Annotated in this window: 14 protein-coding genes; 2 read left to right on the top strand and 12 right to left on the bottom strand. The window is 59.5% G+C overall.

From position 1 onward, the window contains the following. Nucleotides 1-149: 149 nt before the first annotated feature. The 10 genes from FGA82_RS00250 to FGA82_RS00205 all read right to left on the bottom strand — a co-directional run bounded on the left by FGA82_RS00250 (nucleotide 150) and on the right by FGA82_RS00205 (nucleotide 14,311). Nucleotides 150-3,101: an autotransporter serine protease gene (locus FGA82_RS00250; RefSeq protein WP_141125578.1), complete on the bottom strand. Its 2,952-nt coding sequence runs from the start codon at nucleotides 3,099-3,101 to the stop codon at nucleotides 150-152. A gap of 262 nt (nucleotides 3,102-3,363) precedes the next feature. Continuing rightward, nucleotides 3,364-4,734, bottom strand: a complete 1,371-nt coding sequence (locus FGA82_RS00245) for a TolC family outer membrane protein (RefSeq protein WP_141125577.1) — start codon at nucleotides 4,732-4,734, stop codon at nucleotides 3,364-3,366. 2 nt (nucleotides 4,735-4,736) lie between these two features. Beyond that, the gene (locus tag FGA82_RS00240; RefSeq protein ID WP_034154169.1) at nucleotides 4,737-6,086 is read right to left on the bottom strand and encodes an HlyD family type I secretion periplasmic adaptor subunit; all 1,350 of its coding nucleotides are present in this window, start codon (nucleotides 6,084-6,086) and stop codon (nucleotides 4,737-4,739) included. Then, the gene (locus FGA82_RS00235; protein ID WP_141125576.1) at nucleotides 6,083-7,858 is read right to left on the bottom strand and encodes a type I secretion system permease/ATPase; all 1,776 of its coding nucleotides are present in this window, start codon (nucleotides 7,856-7,858) and stop codon (nucleotides 6,083-6,085) included. Before FGA82_RS00235 ends, FGA82_RS00240 begins: the two co-directional genes overlap by 4 nt. 209 nt (nucleotides 7,859-8,067) lie before the next feature. Next, nucleotides 8,068-8,490 (bottom strand): AprI/Inh family metalloprotease inhibitor, encoded by a 423-nt coding sequence (locus FGA82_RS00230; RefSeq protein WP_171057219.1) that lies wholly within the window; start codon nucleotides 8,488-8,490, stop codon nucleotides 8,068-8,070. A 93-nt stretch (nucleotides 8,491-8,583) separates the two neighbouring features. Then, on the bottom strand, nucleotides 8,584-10,050 hold the full coding sequence (locus tag FGA82_RS00225; RefSeq protein WP_141125574.1) for a serralysin family metalloprotease: 1,467 nt from the start codon (nucleotides 10,048-10,050) through the stop codon (nucleotides 8,584-8,586). Nucleotides 10,051-10,506: 456 nt separating this feature from the next. Continuing rightward, nucleotides 10,507-11,592 carry a polyamine ABC transporter substrate-binding protein gene (locus tag FGA82_RS00220; RefSeq protein WP_141125573.1) on the bottom strand — a complete coding sequence of 362 codons (1,086 nt, stop codon included), beginning with the start codon at nucleotides 11,590-11,592 and terminating at the stop codon, nucleotides 10,507-10,509. Between the two features lie 58 nt (nucleotides 11,593-11,650). After that, nucleotides 11,651-11,995, bottom strand: coding sequence for a cupin domain-containing protein (locus FGA82_RS00215; protein ID WP_141125572.1), 345 nt, complete (start codon nucleotides 11,993-11,995; stop codon nucleotides 11,651-11,653). A gap of 42 nt (nucleotides 11,996-12,037) precedes the next feature. Further along, on the bottom strand, nucleotides 12,038-13,444 hold the full coding sequence (locus FGA82_RS00210) for an NAD(P)/FAD-dependent oxidoreductase (protein ID WP_141125571.1): 1,407 nt from the start codon (nucleotides 13,442-13,444) through the stop codon (nucleotides 12,038-12,040). A 51-nt stretch (nucleotides 13,445-13,495) separates the two neighbouring features. Further along, a complete protein-coding gene (locus FGA82_RS00205; RefSeq protein ID WP_141125570.1) occupies nucleotides 13,496-14,311 on the bottom strand; it encodes a helix-turn-helix domain-containing protein in 816 nt (271 codons plus the stop codon). A gap of 263 nt (nucleotides 14,312-14,574) precedes the next feature. On the opposite strand from FGA82_RS00205, the gene FGA82_RS00200 reads away from it, so the two are divergent. After that, nucleotides 14,575-14,847 (top strand): DUF1652 domain-containing protein, encoded by a 273-nt coding sequence (locus tag FGA82_RS00200; protein WP_038367758.1) that lies wholly within the window; start codon nucleotides 14,575-14,577, stop codon nucleotides 14,845-14,847. Nucleotides 14,848-14,896: 49 nt separating this feature from the next. Here FGA82_RS00200 and FGA82_RS00195 read toward each other — a convergent pair whose 3' ends face one another. Beyond that, nucleotides 14,897-17,371 carry a UvrD-helicase domain-containing protein gene (locus FGA82_RS00195; RefSeq protein WP_141125569.1) on the bottom strand — a complete coding sequence of 825 codons (2,475 nt, stop codon included), beginning with the start codon at nucleotides 17,369-17,371 and terminating at the stop codon, nucleotides 14,897-14,899. A 278-nt stretch (nucleotides 17,372-17,649) separates the two neighbouring features. Between FGA82_RS00195 and FGA82_RS00190 the strand changes: the two genes are divergently transcribed. Next, complete coding sequence (locus FGA82_RS00190) at nucleotides 17,650-18,345, top strand: pirin family protein (protein ID WP_141125568.1); 696 nt, start codon at nucleotides 17,650-17,652, stop codon at nucleotides 18,343-18,345. Nucleotides 18,346-18,414: 69 nt separating this feature from the next. Here FGA82_RS00190 and pgm read toward each other — a convergent pair whose 3' ends face one another. Continuing rightward, nucleotides 18,415-20,061 (bottom strand): phosphoglucomutase (alpha-D-glucose-1,6-bisphosphate-dependent), encoded by a 1,647-nt coding sequence (gene pgm / locus FGA82_RS00185; protein WP_141125567.1) that lies wholly within the window; start codon nucleotides 20,059-20,061, stop codon nucleotides 18,415-18,417. Nucleotides 20,062-20,063: the final 2 nt, after the last annotated feature.

The following is a 20,063-nucleotide window of genomic DNA, read 5'->3' as shown; positions in this document are numbered from 1 at the left end:
CCTTAGTGATGTTGCGAAAAATCCGTCTCTTCAGCTGTTGATAGTTCCCACGCTCCACGTGGGAATGCCTCTAGGGACGCTCTGCGTCCAGTGACGCGGAGCGTCACGGGCTGCATTCCTTTGCTGCGCGTGGGAACGATCAGCGTGGGTTAGAACTGCCAGTTAAGGCTCAGGCCTACGCCATGAAGCTTTTCGCGATTGGCCAGTTGTCCGCTGTAATCAAGGTTGACCCGCACGTCCTTGCTCAGCGCGAGGCTGGCCTGCACGCCAACCAGCGCGGCATCGCGTACCAGCGCCGAACTTTCAACCGCGTACGGCGTGCCGCCGCTGGCAAAGCGCAGATGCTGTTCGGAGTCGATATCGCTGAGGCTGTGCTGCCAGCCGAGGTGGCCGCTGACGTCGAGTGATTGCGCAGGCGAAAGATTGAAGGTCTTGATCGCCCGCACGCCGAGTGTGCTCAGCACGGCGTCACGTTGATCGCCCGAGCTTTTCAGCGCGGCAGCATCGCCCTTCTCGGTCAAGCCTTCCGTGTCCAGGTGCACATAGGCCAGATTGGCGAATGGCTCCAGCGCCAGCGGTTGCAGGTGCAAGCGGTAAGCCGCCTCGCCGAACACTTGAGTGGTCGCTGCATCGACCTTGGCTTTCTGTTTGCCGCTGACGTCGCCGTATTGCAGGTCGCGCTTCACATCCGCGCGATGCCAGCTGTAGGCCGCGCCGCTGCTCAAGCGCCATGCGCCGATTTCACGACCGGCGTATGCACCCAAGTGATAGCTGTCGACCTTGGCCGATGAGTGCGTACCCGAACCCATGCTCAGCGAACTGTCGCTGTAACCAGTGACCAGACCGATGCGCGTCTGCTCATCCAGTGCGCCATCGACACCCGCCAGCAACCCGCCAATCGAGGTGCTGTAGCCTGCCGTGTCGTGGCTCGAATCGGTCTTGCCCCACGCCCCGAGGGCTTTGATCCAGCCGTTGCTTTGTGCCGCGTTGGTATCGTGCAAGCGCTCGCCCACCGCGTCGCGCAACTGGCGGCTGTCATTGATCAGCATCGAACTCAATGCCGGGTAGATCTCGCCGCTCAACTGCTGGAACGCTTGTCGCGCGGAACTCGCATCAGGTGAGCGCAACAGGCTTTCGTAGACTGAATTGCCGGCACCCAGGCCTTCGACGGCAGCGGCCACCGAGCGCTGATTCGGGGTTTGTCCGACGCTGGCGAAGGTTGTCGAGTTACGTTCGATATCGAGCTGAATGCCATTGGCGGCGTAGTCGAGGCTGCCGCCGATAAATACATAATTCGGCAGCACCGCACCGAACTGGCCCTGAATGCCACCGGCCGCTTGCAGGATGTCGTACTGGCGACCGAGCAGGCTCTGCGCTTCGGTGGTGCTGAGCAGCGTCGGGCTGTTTTCCAGCGACAGGCTGACGGTGGCGCCGCTGATGTTGGCGGTGCCGCCGGCGACGATACGGTCGCTGCTGGTCGGCGACAGTTCAACGGCGTAAGTCGAACCGGGCGCGAAGGTCACGTCACCGGCCACGTTCAGGGTGCCGATGGAGTTGCCCGGCGCCACGCGGCCGCCGCTGTTGGCAGTCAACGCGCCGATCCGCCCGGAACCACCGAGGGTGCCGCTGTCGTTCACCGTGACAGCGGAAGTCAGCGAGCCATTGACCGTCAGCAAGCCGCCATTGACCGTGGTCGCTCCGCGATAGGTGTTGTCGCCAGTGAGAATCAACTGACCGCCGCCGGATTTGATCAGGCTGCCCTGGTACACCCGATTCGCCGCTGCTGCATCGCGAGCGGTGCCAACGGCGTAATCGGTCTGATCCTGTTGGCTCGCACCTGCAGCAACGCCGTTCTGCCAACCCTTGTCTTGCAGGGTTTGCTGCCAGGCGCTGTGCTCGGCGAGGTCCTCGGCCTGACGCTGGATCAGCGCCTTGTCGGAGATGTCATTGCTCCAGACATCGCGCTGCCCTGCCGCCAGGCTGGCATCAAACGCACCGAGCAATTGCCCCGGGCCGCGCATTGCTCGGTTCAGATTGGCCACGCCCCAACCGACACGCTCGGTCGGCGCATCGGTGACCGAGCCATCCAGTTGCGTGGCGTTGGTCAGCAGTACTTCGAGGGCCTGCTGATTGTTCATGTACGGGTAGCGTTCCATCACCAGCGCCAACGCGCCGGTCGCATGCGGCGCCGACATCGAGGTGCCCGACTTGATCGCGTAATCACCGCCGGGAATGGTGCTGTCGATCTTCGCTCCCGGTGTGGTGATGCACCAGTATTTGGCGAGGCCGCACTGGTTGTACTTCTGCTGATTGCTCTGATCGAGCCCCGACACGGCCAGCCAGTGACCTTCCAGATCCGGCTGGAAATACGGCAACGCCGAACGCACGCTGGCATTCGGGTAGCCGCTGTTGCCGGCGCTGAACACGTTGATCACACCGCGTCGGGAAACATCGGCGGCGGCATCGAGCCAGGTGCCCTTGTTCCAGTGCTGGGCGTAAGCGGCGTGCAGATCAGCGAGGGTGCGGTAGCTGACATCCGGTGGCTGGCTGCCCCAACTGTTGTTGATTGCGCGTACGCCAGCATCGGCGAGGGCGTCGTAAACCGCTTTGAAATAGCGCGGATCGGGGTTGGGGCCGAACAGGAAGCTGTCGTTCTTGTTGGTGTTGCCGACGTAGATCTGCGCGTTGTACGCCACGCCGTGCATGCCGCTGCCATCGCGTGAGGCGCCCATGGTGCCGACCACGTGGGTGCCGTGAGAGTCGTTGTTGGGATTGAGTGTGCCGTCGACGTTGAACAGTGAACCGTCGATATAGCTGCCGCTTGCCGTGACCGGGTGATAACGGTCGCTGGCGAATTCCGGGTGGGCGGCATCGAAACCGGAATCCAGCGCGCCGATTTTCACGCCTTTGCCGGTGATGCCGGCGGCGTAGGCTTGCTCGGCCTGCATGCGGCTCAGCCCCCAGTCGCGGAGAAATTCAGCGCTGCGCCAACTGGCGGGATCGCCGGGTTGGCCGGCTTCGAGGTACTGGGCCTGAGCCTGGGTTGCAGAAATCACAAGCAGCAGGGTGCCGACCGAAATCGGCTTGATGCGTACGTCCATGTTCACCACTCACTTTTATTGTTTTATGCAGGTTCTTCTGCGGTGTTGCCTGTTCCCCTCACCCCAGCCCTCTCCCCGAGGAGAGGGAGCCTACCGAGGTGTCTTGCGTCATTCATCGACCTGGAAAAACGCGTCGATTTTGGATTCGGTGCGTCATGCATCGACCTGAAAAAACGGGTCGGTGTTGGATTCAGTGACGCTCGTTCAAGTCGGTGTACTTCTGCAATATCCCCGGTCAGTCCCCTCTCCCTCTGGGAGAGGGTTAGGGTGAGGGCTGTTGAGCGACCACAAAAGCCTCATCCACCCGCGCCAGATCCTGCTCGTTCAGTGTCCCGGCGTAGTAATGCAACTTGGTCCAGGCCATCAGATAGTCGTACCGCGCCTGCGCCAGATCGCGGCGGGTGGTAAACAGTTGCTGCTCGGCGTTCAACGCGTCGAGGTTGGTCCGCTCACCTCCTAGAATGCTCTGCTTGGTCGACACCACCAACGCTTCAGCCGAGCTCAGCGCCTTCTGATAAGCGCGCAGTTTGCTCACGCCAGACAAACAAGCGCTGAACTGCCGACGCAGTTCGATCAGCGTCTCGCGCGTCTTGCCATCGAGTTCATACTCCGCCTGTTCCATGGTGCGGCTGGCCTGACGCGTGGACGCCGAGACACCGCCACCGGCATACAACGGCACGCTGACTTCAAAACCGATGGTGTTGGTTTCGTAGCGCTGGTTGTAGGTGTTGCCGCTTTCCGATTCGTTCTGGCGCATCGACGCGTAAGCACTGACTTTCGGCAGATGCCCGGCGCGATTGCGCTCCACTTCATACCGCGCGACTTCCACGGCCTGGCGCTGCGAGGCCAGATTCGGGTTATTGCTCACCGCCATTTCGTGCCAGGTATCGTAATTGGCAGGCATCAGCGCAAACGTCTGAAAATTCTGATCGAGCGGAGCCAGATCGCCAATATCCACCGCGGGCGTGCCCACCAGCGCACCCAGTTCACGCAGCGCGGCATCCTGTTCGTTGCGCGCCTCAATCTCCTCGGCGGTCGCCAGTTCATAGCGCGACTCGGCCTCAAGAATATCGGTGCGCGTGCCCTCGCCCTGCTTGAACATGTGCTCGTTCTGCTGGAACTGCTGCTCGTAGGCCTTCTTCTTCGCCTGAGCGATGTCGATCTGATCCTGCGCGAACAGTGCCTTGGTGTAGTTGTCCAGCACACGAACCAGCAATTCCTGACTCTTGCCGCGAAAATTTTCATCAGCAAACAACGACTGCGCGACACCTTTGCGATACGCGGCATAAGCCTCGTAGTCGAGCAGCGGTTGTTGCAGGGTCAGGGCCGAACCGTAACTGTTGTAGTTGCGATCATCGGTCCGGTTACGTGCGCGCTCATCCAGAGAGGTAGCTTTCGACGTGTTGCGGCCCTTGTTGTAGGTGTAACCGATACGTGGCAGCAGACCGGCACGGCCAATTGCACGGTTTTCCAGGCCGGCGTCGCGCTCCTTGATCGCCCCGAGGAACACCGGGTCATTGCGCAACGCCTGTTCGTAGATCTCGAACGGCCCCATGGCCGCTACTGCTGAGTGACTCGCGAGCAGCATCATTGCCGCCGCGAGCATGGAAAGCTTATTCATACAGCCGAACATCCTTATTCCTCGGTCAACGCGGAGCCGGCCCGGTCGAGCAGCGGTTTGAACAGATAGTTGAGGAGTGAACGTTCGCCAGTGCGCACGAACATTTCTGCCGGCATGCCGGGCTTGATCACCAGACCGTTGAGTTTTTCCATGGCCTGATCGCTGACGCTGCTGCGCAGGACGTAGTACGGCACGCCGGTTTTCTCGTCGACCATCTGGTCGGCGGAAATCAGGCTGACTTCACCCGGTACACGCGGGGTTTTGCTCTGGTTGAACGCGGTAAACAGAATGTCCACCGGCAAATGCGCGCCAACCTTGTCGATCAGGTTGATCGGCAGGTGCCCTTCCACTTCCAGCGTGGTGCCTTGCGGAACGATCTCCAGCAACGTTTCACCTTGGCGCACCACCGCGCCCTCGGTGTGCACGCCGAGGTTGACCGCGACGCCGTCGGCGGTGGCGATGATTTCGCTGTGTTGCAGGTCGAAACCGGCCGAAGTCAGTTGCTCCGACAGGGTCACGCTTTTCAGCTGCGCGTCGGCCAGTTGCGTGCGGACTTCCTTCTGGTATTCCTCGGCGTGCTGTTGCAGCTTCAGCCGCGACTCAAGAATGCCCTGCTCCACCCGGCCGCTTTCACCGGTGTTTTCAGCCAGTTGCTGCTGCACTTGTGACAGTTGACGCTGGTATTCCATCAAGCGGTTGCGCGGGATGTAGCCGTTGTCGGCCAGCGGTTGCAGGTTGCTCAACTGTTGTTGCAGCGAGTCGGCCTGGGCATTGAGATCAGTACGCGCGCGACGCATGCCGGCCAGTTGCGCGGTGGCGCCTTCGATGCTCGCACGCAATCCGGCCTGCTCGCGGTAGTACGCCTCACGACGGCTGCTGAACAGTTGGCGCTGACCTTCCAGTACCAATGCCAGACGCGGGTCCGGGTCATTGCTCAGCTCTGCCGGAAAAGTCACTTGCTTGAGGTTGTCGCGTTCGGCCTGCCAGCGCGCGAGGCTGGCCCAAGCCATGCGGTACTGCGCTTGCAGCGACTGCACATCAGCCGCAACCTGGGTCTGATCGAGGCGGAACAGCGGCTGGCCCTGTTTCACGATTTCGCCTTCGCGCACCAGAATCCGGCTGACCACGCCGCTGCTCATCGACTGCACGGCTTTGCGCTTGCCCGAGACCACGACTGTGCCCTGCACCGGAATGCCTTGATCCAGCGGCGCCAGGGCGGCCCAGGTGAAGAAGCTGCCAGCACCGACAATCGCCAGAATCCAGCCCATGCGCGCGAAAAACTTCGCATCGCGCTCCGGGCGTTCAGTGATGTAGGCGTGTTCCATGCTCGCTTCGTTTTCAGTGTTCATGCTTGCGCTGCTCATACACCCGAATTCCTTGTCGAGGGCTGATACTGACGGCTCATGCTGAGCCCGCCCGGTGCCTGTGCAGCTTTTTCCCGTTGTTGTTCCTGCTGGCCGGAGAGTGCCTTGAGCACGTCCTGACTTGGGCCGAACGCCTGCAAGCGGCCGTCATTGAGCACCAGCAACTTGTCAGCCTGGGCCAACACCGAAGAACGGTGCGTCACCAGAACCACCGTGGTGCCCTGGGCTTTGAGTGCGGCAATGGCGCTGGCCAATGCCGCTTCACCGACGGTGTCGAGGTTGGAATTGGGCTCATCCAGCACCACCAGGCTCGGCGTGCCATACATGGAACGCGCCAATGCCACGCGCTGTTTCTGGCCGCCGGACAAACCACTGCCGTCCTCGCCCAGTTGCGTGTCGTAACCTTGCGGCAGACGCAGGATCATTTCGTGTACGCCGGCTTGTTGCGCGGCGGCGACGACCTTCTGCGGATCGGCCTCGCTGAAACGGGCGATGTTTTCGGCGATGCTGCCGCTGAACAGTTCGATGTCTTGCGGCAAATAACCGATGTAGGGGCCGAGCTGGTCGCGGTTCCAGCGATGAATATCGGCGCCATCGAGGCGCACGGTGCCGCCGAGGGTCGGCCAGACACCGACCAGCACCCGGGCCAGCGTCGACTTGCCGGAACCGGAAGCACCGAGCACGCCGAGCACTTCGCCGGCATTCAGATTGAAATTGACCATCTGCAGGGTTGCCGCGCGTTGCCCCGGTGGGCCGGCGCTGACTTGTTCGAAGGTGATCTGGCCTTTCGGCGCCGGCAGCGCCATGGCGTCGTCACTCGGCGGGAACGCTTGCAGCAGCGCATCAAGACGACGGTAAGCCAGTTTCGCCCCGCTCCATTGCTTCCATACGGCAATCAACTGGTCGATCGGGCTGAGTACGCGGCCCATCAGGATCGAACCGGCGATCATCATCCCGGCGGTCATGTCGCCCTTGATCACCAGCAGCGCGCCCAGGCCCAACACCAATGATTGCAGGCACAGACGCAGGGTTTTACTCACAGAGCTGATCACCGCACCGGAGTCGCTGGCCTGATTCTGCAGACCGAGGAAGCGCGAGTGCACCTGGAACCAGCGCTTGCGCAGGGAACCGAGCATGCCCATCGCTTGAATGGTTTCGGCGTTGTGCAAATGGCTGGTCGCCAACTGGCTGGATTTCTGCGAATAACCGGCGGCTTCGCCCAGCGGCTTTTTGGTCATGTATTCGTTCAGGCAGGCCAGGCCGATCAGCAGCAGAGCGCCCGCTGTAGCGAGTACGCCGAGCCAGACGTTGAACAGGTAGATCACAAACAGATAGACCGGGAACCATGGCGCATCGAAAAACGCGAACAGCGCCGGGCCGGTAACGAATTGGCGAATGTGCGTGAGGTCGCCCAGCGATTGCCCGGCGTTGCCCTCGCCCTTGAACAGGTTGCGTTCGAACGCCGCTTGGTAAACACGCAGGTTGAAGCGGCGCTCCAATTGGCTGCCGATGCGGATCACGATAAAGCTGCGGATCACTTCCAGCATGCCGATGAAGGCAAAGAAGCCGACGACCATCAGCGACAGCATCGCCAAGGTCGTTTCGTTCTGCGACGACAGCACCCGGTCATAAACCTGGAGCATATAGATGGAGGGCACCAGCATCAGCACGTTAATCAGCGCGGTAAAGCAGCCGACGCTGATCAGAATACTTTTATAGTCAGCCAATGCCTTGAATAAGGGAGCGGTGGCTGGGGCCTTCGCCATCTTCATTGATTCTTCCTGAAATGATCGGTCTCGCCACACTTGGGCGAGGCTTCAATTAATGTTCCGCTTACCTGCGAAAGATGACTTGCAAGTACCCGCTTACACTTTCATAACAACTTGCGCAAATAACTGCAGTGCAGTTGCCACTCGGTGTTTCTTATAACCAACGGCTGGCGCTTTATATTAAAACCTTGTCGCAGACTGGATCATCACAACTATTGCGCTACGCGCTCGAGGGTAATCACCAGGCCCGACTTCAAAGTGGTCAGATAAAACCCTTCACGTTGTCGGCTGAAGAACTGGATTCTTGAGCCTTCCTTGCCGGTGATGGACAGGCCGTCAGGGTCGGGAAACCAGCCGATCGGGGATTCTTCAAGCCAGGCACCGAGGCAGTCGGCGCCCTCGCCCAAGGTCTTGTTTACCTTCAATTCCAAGGCGCAACTGTTGGAAGGCTTGTCCTGCTGCTTTTGCGCTTGTGGATCATCACCTCGGGTGGACAGCGTCGCTTGCCACTGCCCGGAAAATACGGAGGGTTCTTCGAGTCTGAGGCTGCTTGCCATGCTGGTTTCTCCTGAAATCATGAAGAGCGCCGCCGAGAGCCACGCCGCTACCGTGTAGGTAAAAGCTTTATAGATCATAGGAATATTCGCTCCGGCGTGTAGCCTTGCTTACCTGCCAATACGATGCAAGCAAAGAAAGCGGCGCATCACACGCCGCTTTCTACTGCTACATCACGCCACGATGTCGCTGGTCGCTGCCTGGCCAACGGTGCTGACCTGGAAATCAGCCACGCCGTGCCCGGAGAAGTCCACCGACAACAGGCTGTTGCCGCCCGACGAGGTCAGGATGGCGTCGCCGGCAGAACCGGTGAAGCTGCTGACGAAGTGCAAGCCTGCACCGTTGGTGATGCCGGTCAGGTCGATTTTGTCCAGACCGCTGACGAAATCGAGGATCTGATCAATCGCACCCGGCTTGGAATCGGAGCTGGCGGCGAACACAAAGGTGTCCGAACCGGCACCGCCCCACAGCTTGTCAGCACCGCCAGCGCCGTAGAGGATGTCGTTACCGGCACCGCCCTTGAGCTCGTTGGCCACGCTGTTGCCGATCAGCAGATCGTTACCCGAACCGCCAATGGCGTTCTCGATGATCGCGCCCTTGGCGATGGACACGTTGCCCACCAGGCCGCCAACGTCGGAGAACGAGGCGTCATTGAGGTTGATCTTCTGGTTCTGGGTGAAACCCGAGAAGTCCAGAGTATCCTTGCCGCCCGCGTCCCACACCGAGAACACCACTTTGTCACTCGACGACGAAGCGCTGAGGAAATCGCGGCCAGTGTTGGAGTTGAAACCGTAGGTGGTGTCACCGGTGCGGGTGGTGGTGTTGGCACCGTAGAGTTTCTGGATGGCAGCGATATCGTCCATCAGCGGACCGGACGAATACGCTTCGACACCGCCCTTGCTGAAGTTCTGATTGGTGTTGCTTTCGCTCCAGTAGCTCATGACGCTGTAGCCGCGGGTGTCTTGCCCGTAGGACGCGTCGTTGTAGGTCGGGTTGCCATTGCCGGCGTTGTAGTCGCCAGGGTGAGCGAGACCCAGGCTGTGGCCGATTTCGTGCGTCAGGGTCTGACGACCGTAGTTGTTCAGATCCGGGTTCTTGTTTTGCGTGTAGCCACTGTTGATCAAGTACCACGAGGTGCCGTCATAACCGGCGCCGGTGCCTGGCAGATAAGCGAACGCTGCAGCGCCATCCTGGCCACCGCTGTAGTTACCGAAGGTCATGTGGCCGTCACCGCCCGAGGCTTTCTCGGTGAAGGTCACGTTGGCCACGTCAGCCCAGGATTGCATGGCGAGCTTGGCCTGGGCTTGTTGTTGCGCACTGAACTGACTGAACCCGCTGATCCCGTGCTTGTTCATCGTGCTGGACGATGCCGAAGTCAGGAACGTGTAGGTGAGTTCGATCTTGCCGCTGCCGTCCTTGTCCTGGTAGGCAGCGCCGTCGCGCAGCAACTGGGTTGCGGCCTGGTCGACGGAGAAGGAGGGTTTGCCATTGACCGTGAGGTTGCCGCCACGGTCGTACTGATGGCTAAAGCTATTGATCTGGTTATACGCCGAGCTGGCTGCGGCCAGTGGTTGTGGCGCCGCGGACAGCAGAAAAGCCTGTTCGGCGGTATCAATAGCATTCGCTTTAACTTTCGACATAAACACACTTCCTTGTTTAGCAATGGAACAGTTTTTGTCCGACAGGACTCTCTCTGGCGAGATCGTCCTATCACTCGCCCAATGAAGGCGTAAGAAACCTGACACAATTTGAAATCTGCCGTAAAGGATTTTTTTGAGATCAAATCGGGCTGTTTCGCAAAACTGCCGTAAACAAAGCGTGCGGAGGTAGAAGAATGTTTTAGTTGCGCGGTTTTTGCCTAATTGTCTGACGATTTTCTATTTAAATATTAAATATGGGTAAGTTGTTTTTTGTTAGGCGCGTCTCACTTTCCTGCACTCTATTAGTGCGATGCCAGTGTATTGATATCAATCAGATAGCTCGCTCAAACTGTAGGAGCTGACGAGTGAAACGAGGCTGCGATCTTTTGACTTTGCCTTCTAAAAGCAAGATCAAAAGATCGCAGCCTGCGGCAGCTCCTACAGGGGAAAAGCGGGTCAGCTACCCGTGCGGATCTTGTTCCACACCCGCGTGCGAATCCGGTCAATGTTCAACGGCATCGCCTCCAGCGCGAACAACTTGCCCATCATTTCCGGGCTCGGATAAACCTTGGTGTCGTTCTTGATCGCCGGCTCGATCAAGCTGTCCGCCTGCTCGTTACCATTGGCGTAATGCACGTAGTTGCTGATGCCGGCCATCACGTCCGGGCGCAGCAGGTAGTTCATGAACGCGTAACCGGCCTTCTCGTCCGGGGCATCGGCGGGCATGGCGACCATGTCAAACCAGATTGCCGCGCCTTCCTTGGGAATCGCGTAACCGATGTCGACACCGTTCTTGGCTTCCTTGGCGCGGTTTTCGGCTTGCAGGATGTCGCCGGAGAAGCCAACCGCCACGCAGATGTCGCCGTTGGCCAGGTCGCTGGTGTATTTCGAGGAGTGGAAGTAGCTGACATACGGCCGCACTTTCATCAGCAGCGCTTCGGCCTTCTTATAATCCTCGGGATTTTTGCTGTGGTGCGGCAGGCCCAGGTAGTTGAGCGCCGCCGGCAGCAATTCCGGGCCGTTGTCGAGGATGGCCACGCCGCACTTCTGCAGCTTTTCCATGTACTCGGGCTTGAAGATCAGGTCCCAGGAATCCACCGGTGCGTCATCGCCCAGCACCGCTTTGACCTTGGCGATGTTGTAGCCGATGCCGGTGCTGCCCCACAGGTATGGAAAGCCGTGTTCGTTGTTCGGGTCGTTGGTCTGCAGCGCTTTGAGCAATACCGGATTGAGGTTTTTCCAGTTCGGCAACTGGCTCTTGTCGAGTTTCTTCAGCGCCCCGCCCTGAATCTGCCGGGCCATGAAGTGGTTGGACGGGAACACCACGTCGTAACCGGATTTACCGGTCATCAACTTGCCGTCGAGGGTTTCGTTGCTGTCGTAGACGTCATAGGTGACACCCACGCCCGTCTCTTTCTGGAAATTTTTGGTGGTGTCCGGTGCGATGTAGTCGGACCAGTTGTAAACCTTGACCGTTTCCGCTGCCTGAGCAAGGGAAACGGCGAGCATCAGCGGTGCCAGAGCGAGGGTCTTGCGGATCATGGATCGATTCCTGTGTGGGTTTTCTTTTTTGTTGGCAGGCAATCAAAGGATCAAACAATCAGAAAATCAGCACGTAGCTCTTGCGCACGGTTTCCTGGATATCCCAGATACCGAGCGTGTTGGCCGGCAACATCAGTGCGTCGCCACCTTGTATGTGCAGGGTTTCGCCGCCACCGTCGGGGGTGAACGTGCAGCGCCCGGAAATGAAATGACAGAACTCCTGTGCGGTGATCTGCCGACGCCAGCGCCCCGGGGTGCATTCCCAGACGCCGGTTTCGACGCCATCGTCGCGCTCGACGCTGGTGGTCGAGGCAATCGCCACCGGTTCGCCGAGGGGCACGGCGACCGGGCTGGATTCGTCGAGCTGCAATGTCGCGGTGTTTTTGAACTGGGTAATGCTCATGGTCTGACCTGTCTTTTGGGCTTTCTTGAAGTCAATCGGCGTTTAGTGCATGAAACCTTCCATGAAACCCGCGACCTGGCTGGCGAGCTTGCGCCGCCATGGCGCGGTCGCCGGGTTGGCCAGGGTCTGGTCTTCGTGGACGAAACTCTTGATGATCGCGTTGTAGCCGAGCCAGCGGCACGGCTCCGGTTCCCACGCACGCAGTGCATGAATGCCGCCGTCGGGCAGCACCCACGGCTGCTGAGTCAGTTCGGTGTCGCGCTCAAGAATCAGATCCGCCAGGGTGCGGCCGCCAAGGTTGCTGGCGCCGACGCCCTCCCCGCCATAACCGCCGGACAGCGCGATACCGTTGGCGCGATCGCAGAGCATGTGCGGCTTGAAGTGCCGGGACATGCCGAGATTGCCACCCCAGGCGTGGGTGATTTGCACGTTTTTCAGTTGCGGGAACAGTTCGCCGAATAGATAGCGGCGCAGCTCGACTTCATCGCGGGTCAGATCGAAGTTATGCCGCAGCTTCCCGGCAAACTGATAACCGCCTCGGGCGCCGAAAATCAGACGATTGTCGGCACTGCGCTGGCCATAAGTAACCTGCCGGCTGAATTCGCTGAACGCCTGTCCACGGCTGAGGCCAATTTCGTCCCAGGTCGCTGCAGACAACGGCTCGGTGGCGACGATCAGGCTCTGCACCGGCAATTGATAGCGTCCCAGCGGCGGCAAGGTCACCGAATAACCTTCGACGGCCGGCACGATCCAGCGACTGCGCACGCTGGCCTTGGCGGTGCGCAAGCTGCCCGACTGCCAGTGCGTGACGGGACTGTTTTCGTAGATCTTCACGCCCATGTTCTGCACGGTGCGCGCCAGACCGCGCACCAGTTTCGCCGGGTGGATGGTCGCCACGTGTGGCGCGTAAATCCCGCCATACGGCTTGGCCACACGGATCTGCTGCGCCAGTTGCTCGGGACTTAACCAGCGGTAATCGTCGTCGGTCAGGCCTTGGGCGTGCAGTTTGTTCAGGTATTCGCGCAGGGAGGCTTCCTGCTCCGGATAGCGCGCCGCGCAATACAGCACGCCGCCCTTGCGGTAATCGCAGTCGATGCCTTCGCGTTCGAGGACGATCTCGACTTCATCAGGAATGCTGTGCAGCAGATCGAAGGATGCGCGGCGCTGTTCTGGCGACAGCCCGGCCAGCAAGCGATCCTCGCCGAGCAGGTTGCCCATCAGCCAGCCGCCATTGCGACCGGACGCACCGAAACCGGCGGTCTGGGCTTCGACAATCGCAATGTCGAGGCCCGGCGCCAGTTTCTTCAGGTAGTACGCGGTCCACAGCCCGGTGTAGCCCGCGCCGACGATCGCCACGTCGACATCCAGATCCCGCTCAAGCTCGGGCCGCGCGGTCAGCGGCTCATCGAGTTGATCCATCCACAAACTGATAGTGCGCCACGCCGGCATGCAAGACTCCGCCACTGAAACCTTCGATGGCGTCGATCCTAGTGGCTGTGCTCAGTCGATGTCTTGCGCGCGTGCCCGCAAAGAAATTTGTTTGGCGTAGGCCTTGGGCGACTGGCCGGTGTGCTGGCGGAAACAGCTATAGAACGCCGACAAAGAATTGAAACCGGCAGCGAAAGCCAGTTCATCGATGCGCAGCGGCGGCGTGGCGTTATCCAGCGAGCGCAGCAGATGTTGCAGACGTGCCTGATTGACGTAGCGATAGAAGCTCTGCCCGAGCACTTGATTGAGCAAATAGGAAATCTGATTGCGGCTGTAACCGCATTCCTTCGCCACCCGTTGCAAGTCGAGTTCGGGATCGAGGTACGGCTGCTGCTTTTCGAAATACTGCTGCAGGTCTTCAGCCATGAAACTCAACTGGCGCGGCGACAAGCCCAGGCGGCTGACCGCCGGGCGCTGGCTTGAAGAGGTTGGGCCATGAGTTTGCGTACGCACCAATGAAGCGTATTCGTTGACGCGCCAGATCAGCCCGTCCTTGACCGTGATTGCCTCACTGGAGCGAAACGACACCAGCCCGTCGCCGCCGCGCAATGTCACTTCGTATTGAATGAACGCGGTGTTGCCGTCGACGCGAATGCGGTCGCAATGCTCGAGCAGTTCGTCGGATTCGCGCGGCATGCTGACACGCACGTACTCGCGCAATTCTTCGAGGCCGAGCACGCGATTCTGGAAGAAATCGTTGTACTGGATGTCGGGGTGGTACAACGCCATGACGCTGTCGAGGTCGCGGTGCTTCCAGCTAAGGTGATAGCGCATGACCGTGGCCGCCGTGGACTGGGTCTGTTCTGGGCCGTCATCGTCGGCGTGCATAAAGGGCTCGGCGCAAAAGAAACGAGCTTGCCGAAGTTCGGCGCGGGCTTCAATGGCTAATCCGTAGTGGCCATTTGGCGATGATTGCGTAGGCCGTGACTTACATCAAAAAATACGAAGCAATCGCAAAAAGAACTGAAAAATCTCACAGAGATTTCACATCAGGATGCTACTTTTAATGTCAGTCACCGGTTGAGCCAATGAAGGCTCTTCCCACCTAACATGAGCAAACGGAAGCGCTCGATGAAGAAGGCGGGCAACACATGAATAAAGGGTCAAGCAAAGTCACGTTCCCCAATGCATGCCAGCTGATGCGCTGGCATTTTCATCCCATGGGCTTCGAGGCGACGATGGACGCGCCGGGCAGCATGATCGCCCGTCTGTTCGATCGCGCCAGTGGCGAAACCATGATCGCCATCGCCGGCATCCCGTGCGCGACGGTGATGAATGCAGCGGATGTGGAGCGAATCATCGAGGCTGTGGAGGACGAGCTGGAAGCTTTCGTACCTCCGGAGTCTCTCAGGAGTTACGCATAAGCTTATGATTTAAAACAAAAAGCCCACATCTCTGTGGGCTTTTTTGTGCCTATGCGGGTTGTTTGGTGACGCGGTGATCAACGAAGAACGGCTTGCCCTTGGCCACCCGGTCAGATGCCCGTGGCATGTTCACGGCTTGCGCCTCCTGCGGTTCGACGTACCAGTAGCAATGGCTGACCGCACGCGTGATGCCGACATACGCCAGGCGCAGGATCTCGTCTTTTTGCGCCGTGTCGTACGGTTCGCTGTCACCCGTTTTACCCAAACCTGCCATGCGATAGACCTGGTTCTTGTAAGGCGAACTGGTCAGGTGCTGGCAATCACCGAGCAAAAACACTGCATCTGCCTGCAGGCCTTTGGCGCTGTGGTAGGTCAGTTGTTTCAGGCGCCGCGCCTCGTATGGCAAGCTCGAATCAACATTAACTACAGACTGAATATGCTCTTCAATCAATGACTTATCGCTACTTTTTCGATAAAGCATCAAGATCGAATGACCTTGGCGGTAGTGCTCGGCGAGGCGTTGCCCCAAGGCCTGATCGTCGCGCTCCAGCACATTGACTGGCTGCAGCGGCTTGGGCGCACCGCTGGCCTTGGCTTTTTTGCCGGCGATCGCTGGCGCAGCGCGGACGATATGCTCAGCGGCATCGATGATGTGCTGGTGACTGCGATAGTTGTCACTGAGCATCACCCGCGTGGTGCTCGGCGACGGGAACTCCTTGTCGAACGCCATGAAGTAACTCGGCGAACTGCCCCGCCAACCGTAAATCGACTGCCAGTCATCGCCGACGCACAGCAAAGATGAACGCTGCGCGCCCCGCCCGACATGCATGGCCGGGCCGCGGCTGCGGATTTCGCTGAGGCTCGCGCGTATCCACGAGACGATCTGTGGCGATACGTCCTGAAACTCATCGATCATCAGGTGCGACAGCGGCCGTAGCAACTCATCGCTTAATAGCTTGAGGTTTTCCGGCGAGTGCTCGCTGAACAGCGCGAACATGCGGTTGTAGGTCATGACCGGCGGCTTTTGATCCAGTAGATGATCTTCAAATGCCCGCCAGAACAGACTCAGGGCCTCAAAGAAAAACCGGTCGGGGTCGTCCTTGGCAAAACTCATGCGAGCGACCGCGTCAGGCACGTCCAGGCCGAGGTTTTCGATGAAACCGGCCGCCGCAACAAAACAGTCGAGCATCGGCGCGGAAGCCAGCTCGCCCTTGACCTTGTAATCGAAACCGGGACCGGCGCTGGCATCGCCGGCCAGCGTCGCCAGAACGCGCTTTGATGACTCGTAACTATCCAACCAAATCAAGGGCTTACGACAGAAAGCTTGAAACAGGGTTCGCTTCACCGCCCATTCTGCGCGTACGCTGAGCTTGGCATTTGGCCGGCTCGTTTGCGGGTTTTCCCGCGGATCGAAGCCGAGCACCACCCATGCATCCAGGCTCGGAATGTAGCCATGGCAATGGAATTTTGCCCCGTTGATATCGAAACTCTGCCGGTTCGGCTCGATGCCCTTGATCGGCCAGGCGCCAGCGCGGAACCACAGATCTTCGATGGCATCGCACAGCTCTTCGTCGCGCTGGGAGGCCAACTGCGTTACCGCTACGCGCTTCTGCACGTCCGGGTGATCACGCTCCAGTTCCTTGAGCTGCAAACCGGCGCGAGACAATGGCTGAATCAATTGGCGGAAACGCTCGTCCTGGCTGAACAAGCGGTGATAGCAGGCGTTGAGTTGCTGGCGTTGTGCATCGTTGATGCGCAGATCGAACGGATTACTGTCGACCTCCTCGTCAGCACCTTGCGCTCGATGGCTGAGGTTTTCAAAGGCCTGCAAGCGCTCGAAACCCGGCAAGCTGCGCACCATCGGCAGAATGCGCGAGTGGAAGGTACGCACCAGTTCCCGAGCCTGGCGCAGATTCAGCGTCTGGCCCCAGAGTCCGAACAGCTCGATCAGCTTATTAATGAAATCCTTGCGCGACTCGCGGGTGAAGGTCACCACGGTCATCGAGTCCAGCTCAAAGCCCAGATAGTGGTTGAGCAAGAGGATGCGCAGCACCAGCGTGGTGGATTTGCCCGCGCCAGCGCCGGCGACCACAGATGTCGAGGGCGTTTCACTGAAAATCATTTTCCATTGTGCAGCACTTGGCTGAGCGTACTCAGGCAATAAGCGCGCGACATCAGCCTTCATGCGCTTTTTCAGCTCGGCCGTCAGTGGCAGGCGCCAATCGTCGAACAGATGATTATCAACGCTCGGCGGGCGATGCTCAGTGTTGCGGCTGTCACGGATCAGCAACACCTGCCGGCCTTCTTCCAGCCCCTCAAGCTTGCCTTCCTTAAAGCCATATTCGACGCCAGCGGTGTGGCCGCTTCGGAAGCCGTCGGCCTGACCGTGCAACCACGATGCACGGTGCTGCGCGCGCAGACGCGTCAAACCATGGCCGAAGAAGCGCGCCGCCAGGCGTTTGAACCAGGGCATCTCGGCCAAGGGGCGAAGTTCGGGAGGAAGATCGGGGGTGTGTTGCGCCACGCTGAGGGGCTCCAGTGTGTAAGGCTGTTGCGGCTATGGTGTCTGTATTTGCCGCTCAGTTCTAGCGAAATGCTTACAGGTCATCGGTTTAGGCGATGAACTGAAGGTGAGATGAGACGCTTTCGAGCTGTTTTCCTATCTGAAATATCGATCATAACGCCGCAGTTTTTACGCTTTTTATCGATTATTAACTGATAGATGATGGCCGTCATAAACCACCGGTGTCGCGTCGGGTGTCGCCATTCACGCCCCACGACGAACCTTTTGAGGAGACGATCATGCTTGAACTCAGACCTTTCAGCTCGCTGGGCGGCGCCCATCACGGCTGGCTGGATGCCCATCACCACTTTTCGTTCGCCGAGTACTACGACCCGCAGCGCATGAGCTGGGGCAACCTGCGGGTGTGGAACGATGACGTGATCGCGGCGGGCACCGGGTTCCCGCAGCACCCGCATCGCGATATGGAAATCATCACCTATGTCCGTGAAGGTGCGATTACTCACCAGGACAACCTCGGCAACAAGGGCCGCACCGAAGCTGGTGATGTGCAAGTGATGAGCGCCGGCACCGGCATCGCTCACAGCGAATACAACCTGGAAGCGAAAGACACCAAGATCTTCCAGATCTGGATTCTGCCGACGGAAACCGGCGCACCGCCATCGTGGGGCGCAAAACCGTTTCCGAAAGGCCAGCGCGAAGGCTTTGTCACCTTGGCCAGTGGCAAGGATGGCGATGACCAGAGCCTGCGGATTCGCGCTGATGCGCGATTGGTCGCGGCCAACCTCAAGGCGGGTGAAACTGCCGAATATCATCTGGATGAAGGCCGTCGCGCGTATCTTGTTCCAAGCACTGGCGTGATTGAAGTCAACGGCTTGCGCGCACAAGCTCGGGACGGTGTGGCGGTAGCACATGAGCGCGTGCTGAGCGTCACGGCCATTGAGGACAGTGAAATCGTCCTGGTGGATTTGGCTTGATTGCCTGAAGGGCAGGCAAAAAAAGGGGCGACCATCACGGTTGCCCCTTTTTTCATGCGCTTGCGAGCATCACTTGCTGGAGATGGCGCCATCCACCAGTGTCTGCGCTTCAACAACCAATTGCTTCAGATGGTCGTCACTGATGAAGCTTTCGGCGTAGATCTTGTAGATGTCTTCGGTGCCCGACGGACGCGCGGCGAACCAACCGTTTTCAGTCATCACTTTCAGGCCACCAATCGCCTGATCGTTGCCCGGTGCATGGCTGAGAATGCTCTGGATTTTCTCACCGGCCAGTTCGGTCGAAGTCACCTGCGCAGGCGACAACTTGCTCAGCAGCGCTTTCTGCTCCGGATTGGCCTTGGCATCGACACGGACCGAGAACGGTTCGCCCAACTCATCGGTCAATGCCTTGTAGGCCTGACTCGGGTCGCGACCGGTGCGCGCGGTCATTTCGGCGGCGAGCAAGGCCGGGATCAAACCGTCCTTGTCGGTGCTCCAGACGCCACCGTCCTTGCGCAGGAACGATGCGCCGGCGCTCTCTTCACCACCGAAACCCAGCGAGCCGTCGAACAGGCCGTCGGCGAACCATTTGAAACCGACCGGAACTTCGTACAGACGACGCCCCAAGCGTTTGGCCACGCGATCGATCAGACCGCTGCTGACCACGGTTTTACCCACGCCAGCATCCGCGCGCCACTGTGGGCGATTCTGGAACAGGTAATCGATCGAAACGGCCAGATAGTTGTTCGGCGCAAGCAAACCACCGGACGGCGTCACGATGCCGTGACGGTCGTGATCCGGGTCGCAAGCGAAGGCAACGTCGAAACGCTCTTTCAGGCCAATCAGGCCCTGCATCGCGTGGCTGGACGACGGGTCCATGCGAATCTGGCCATCCCAGTCGACAGTCATGAAACGGAACGTCGCGTCGACTTCCTTGTTGACCACTTGCAGGTCCAGACGGTAATGCTCGGCAATCGCCGACCAGTAGCGCACCCCTGCTCCACCCAGCGGATCAACGCCCAGACGCAGTTTGGCGTCACGGATGGCATCGAAGTCGATCACGTTGATCAGGTCGGCAACGTAGGTGTTCAGATAGTCGTGGCGATGCGTCGTGCTGGCCTTGAGCGCTTGCTCGTAGCTGATGCGTTTCACACCGGCCAGTTTGGCGGCCAGCAGCTCATTGGCCTTGGCTTCGATCCACTTGGTGATGTGGGTGTCAGCCGGCCCGCCGTTGGTGGGGTTGTATTTGTAACCACCGCTTTGTGGCGGGTTGTGCGACGGCGTGATAACGATGCCGTCCGCCAGGCCCGAGGTACGGCCTCGGTTGTAGCAGAGAATCGCGTGGGAAATGGCCGGTGTCGGCGTGTACTCATCACCTTCGGCGATCATCACCATCACACCGTTGGCGGCCAGAACTTCCAGCGCACTGGCCCCGGCCGGGGTCGACAGTGCGTGGGTGTCGATGCCGACAAACAGCGGCCCGGTGATGCCTTGGGCTTCGCGGTACAGGCAGATCGCCTGGCTGATGGCCAGAACGTGCCACTCGTTGAAACTCAAGTCGAACGAGCTGCCCCGGTGTCCGGATGTACCGAATGCCACACGCTGAGTGGAAATCGAGGCGTCGGGCTGTCCGGTGTAGTAAGCCGTTACCAGTCGCGGGATATCGACCAACAATTCTGCCGGTGCCGGTTTGCCCGCAAAAGGACTGAGTGTCATGC

It is taken from the genome of Pseudomonas fluorescens, from assembly GCF_005938625.1.
GTDB lineage: Bacteria > Pseudomonadota > Gammaproteobacteria > Pseudomonadales > Pseudomonadaceae > Aquipseudomonas > Aquipseudomonas fluorescens_BD.
The sequence above is the reverse complement of the archived record's forward strand: the minus strand, read 5'-3'. Positions and strand labels throughout refer to the sequence as shown.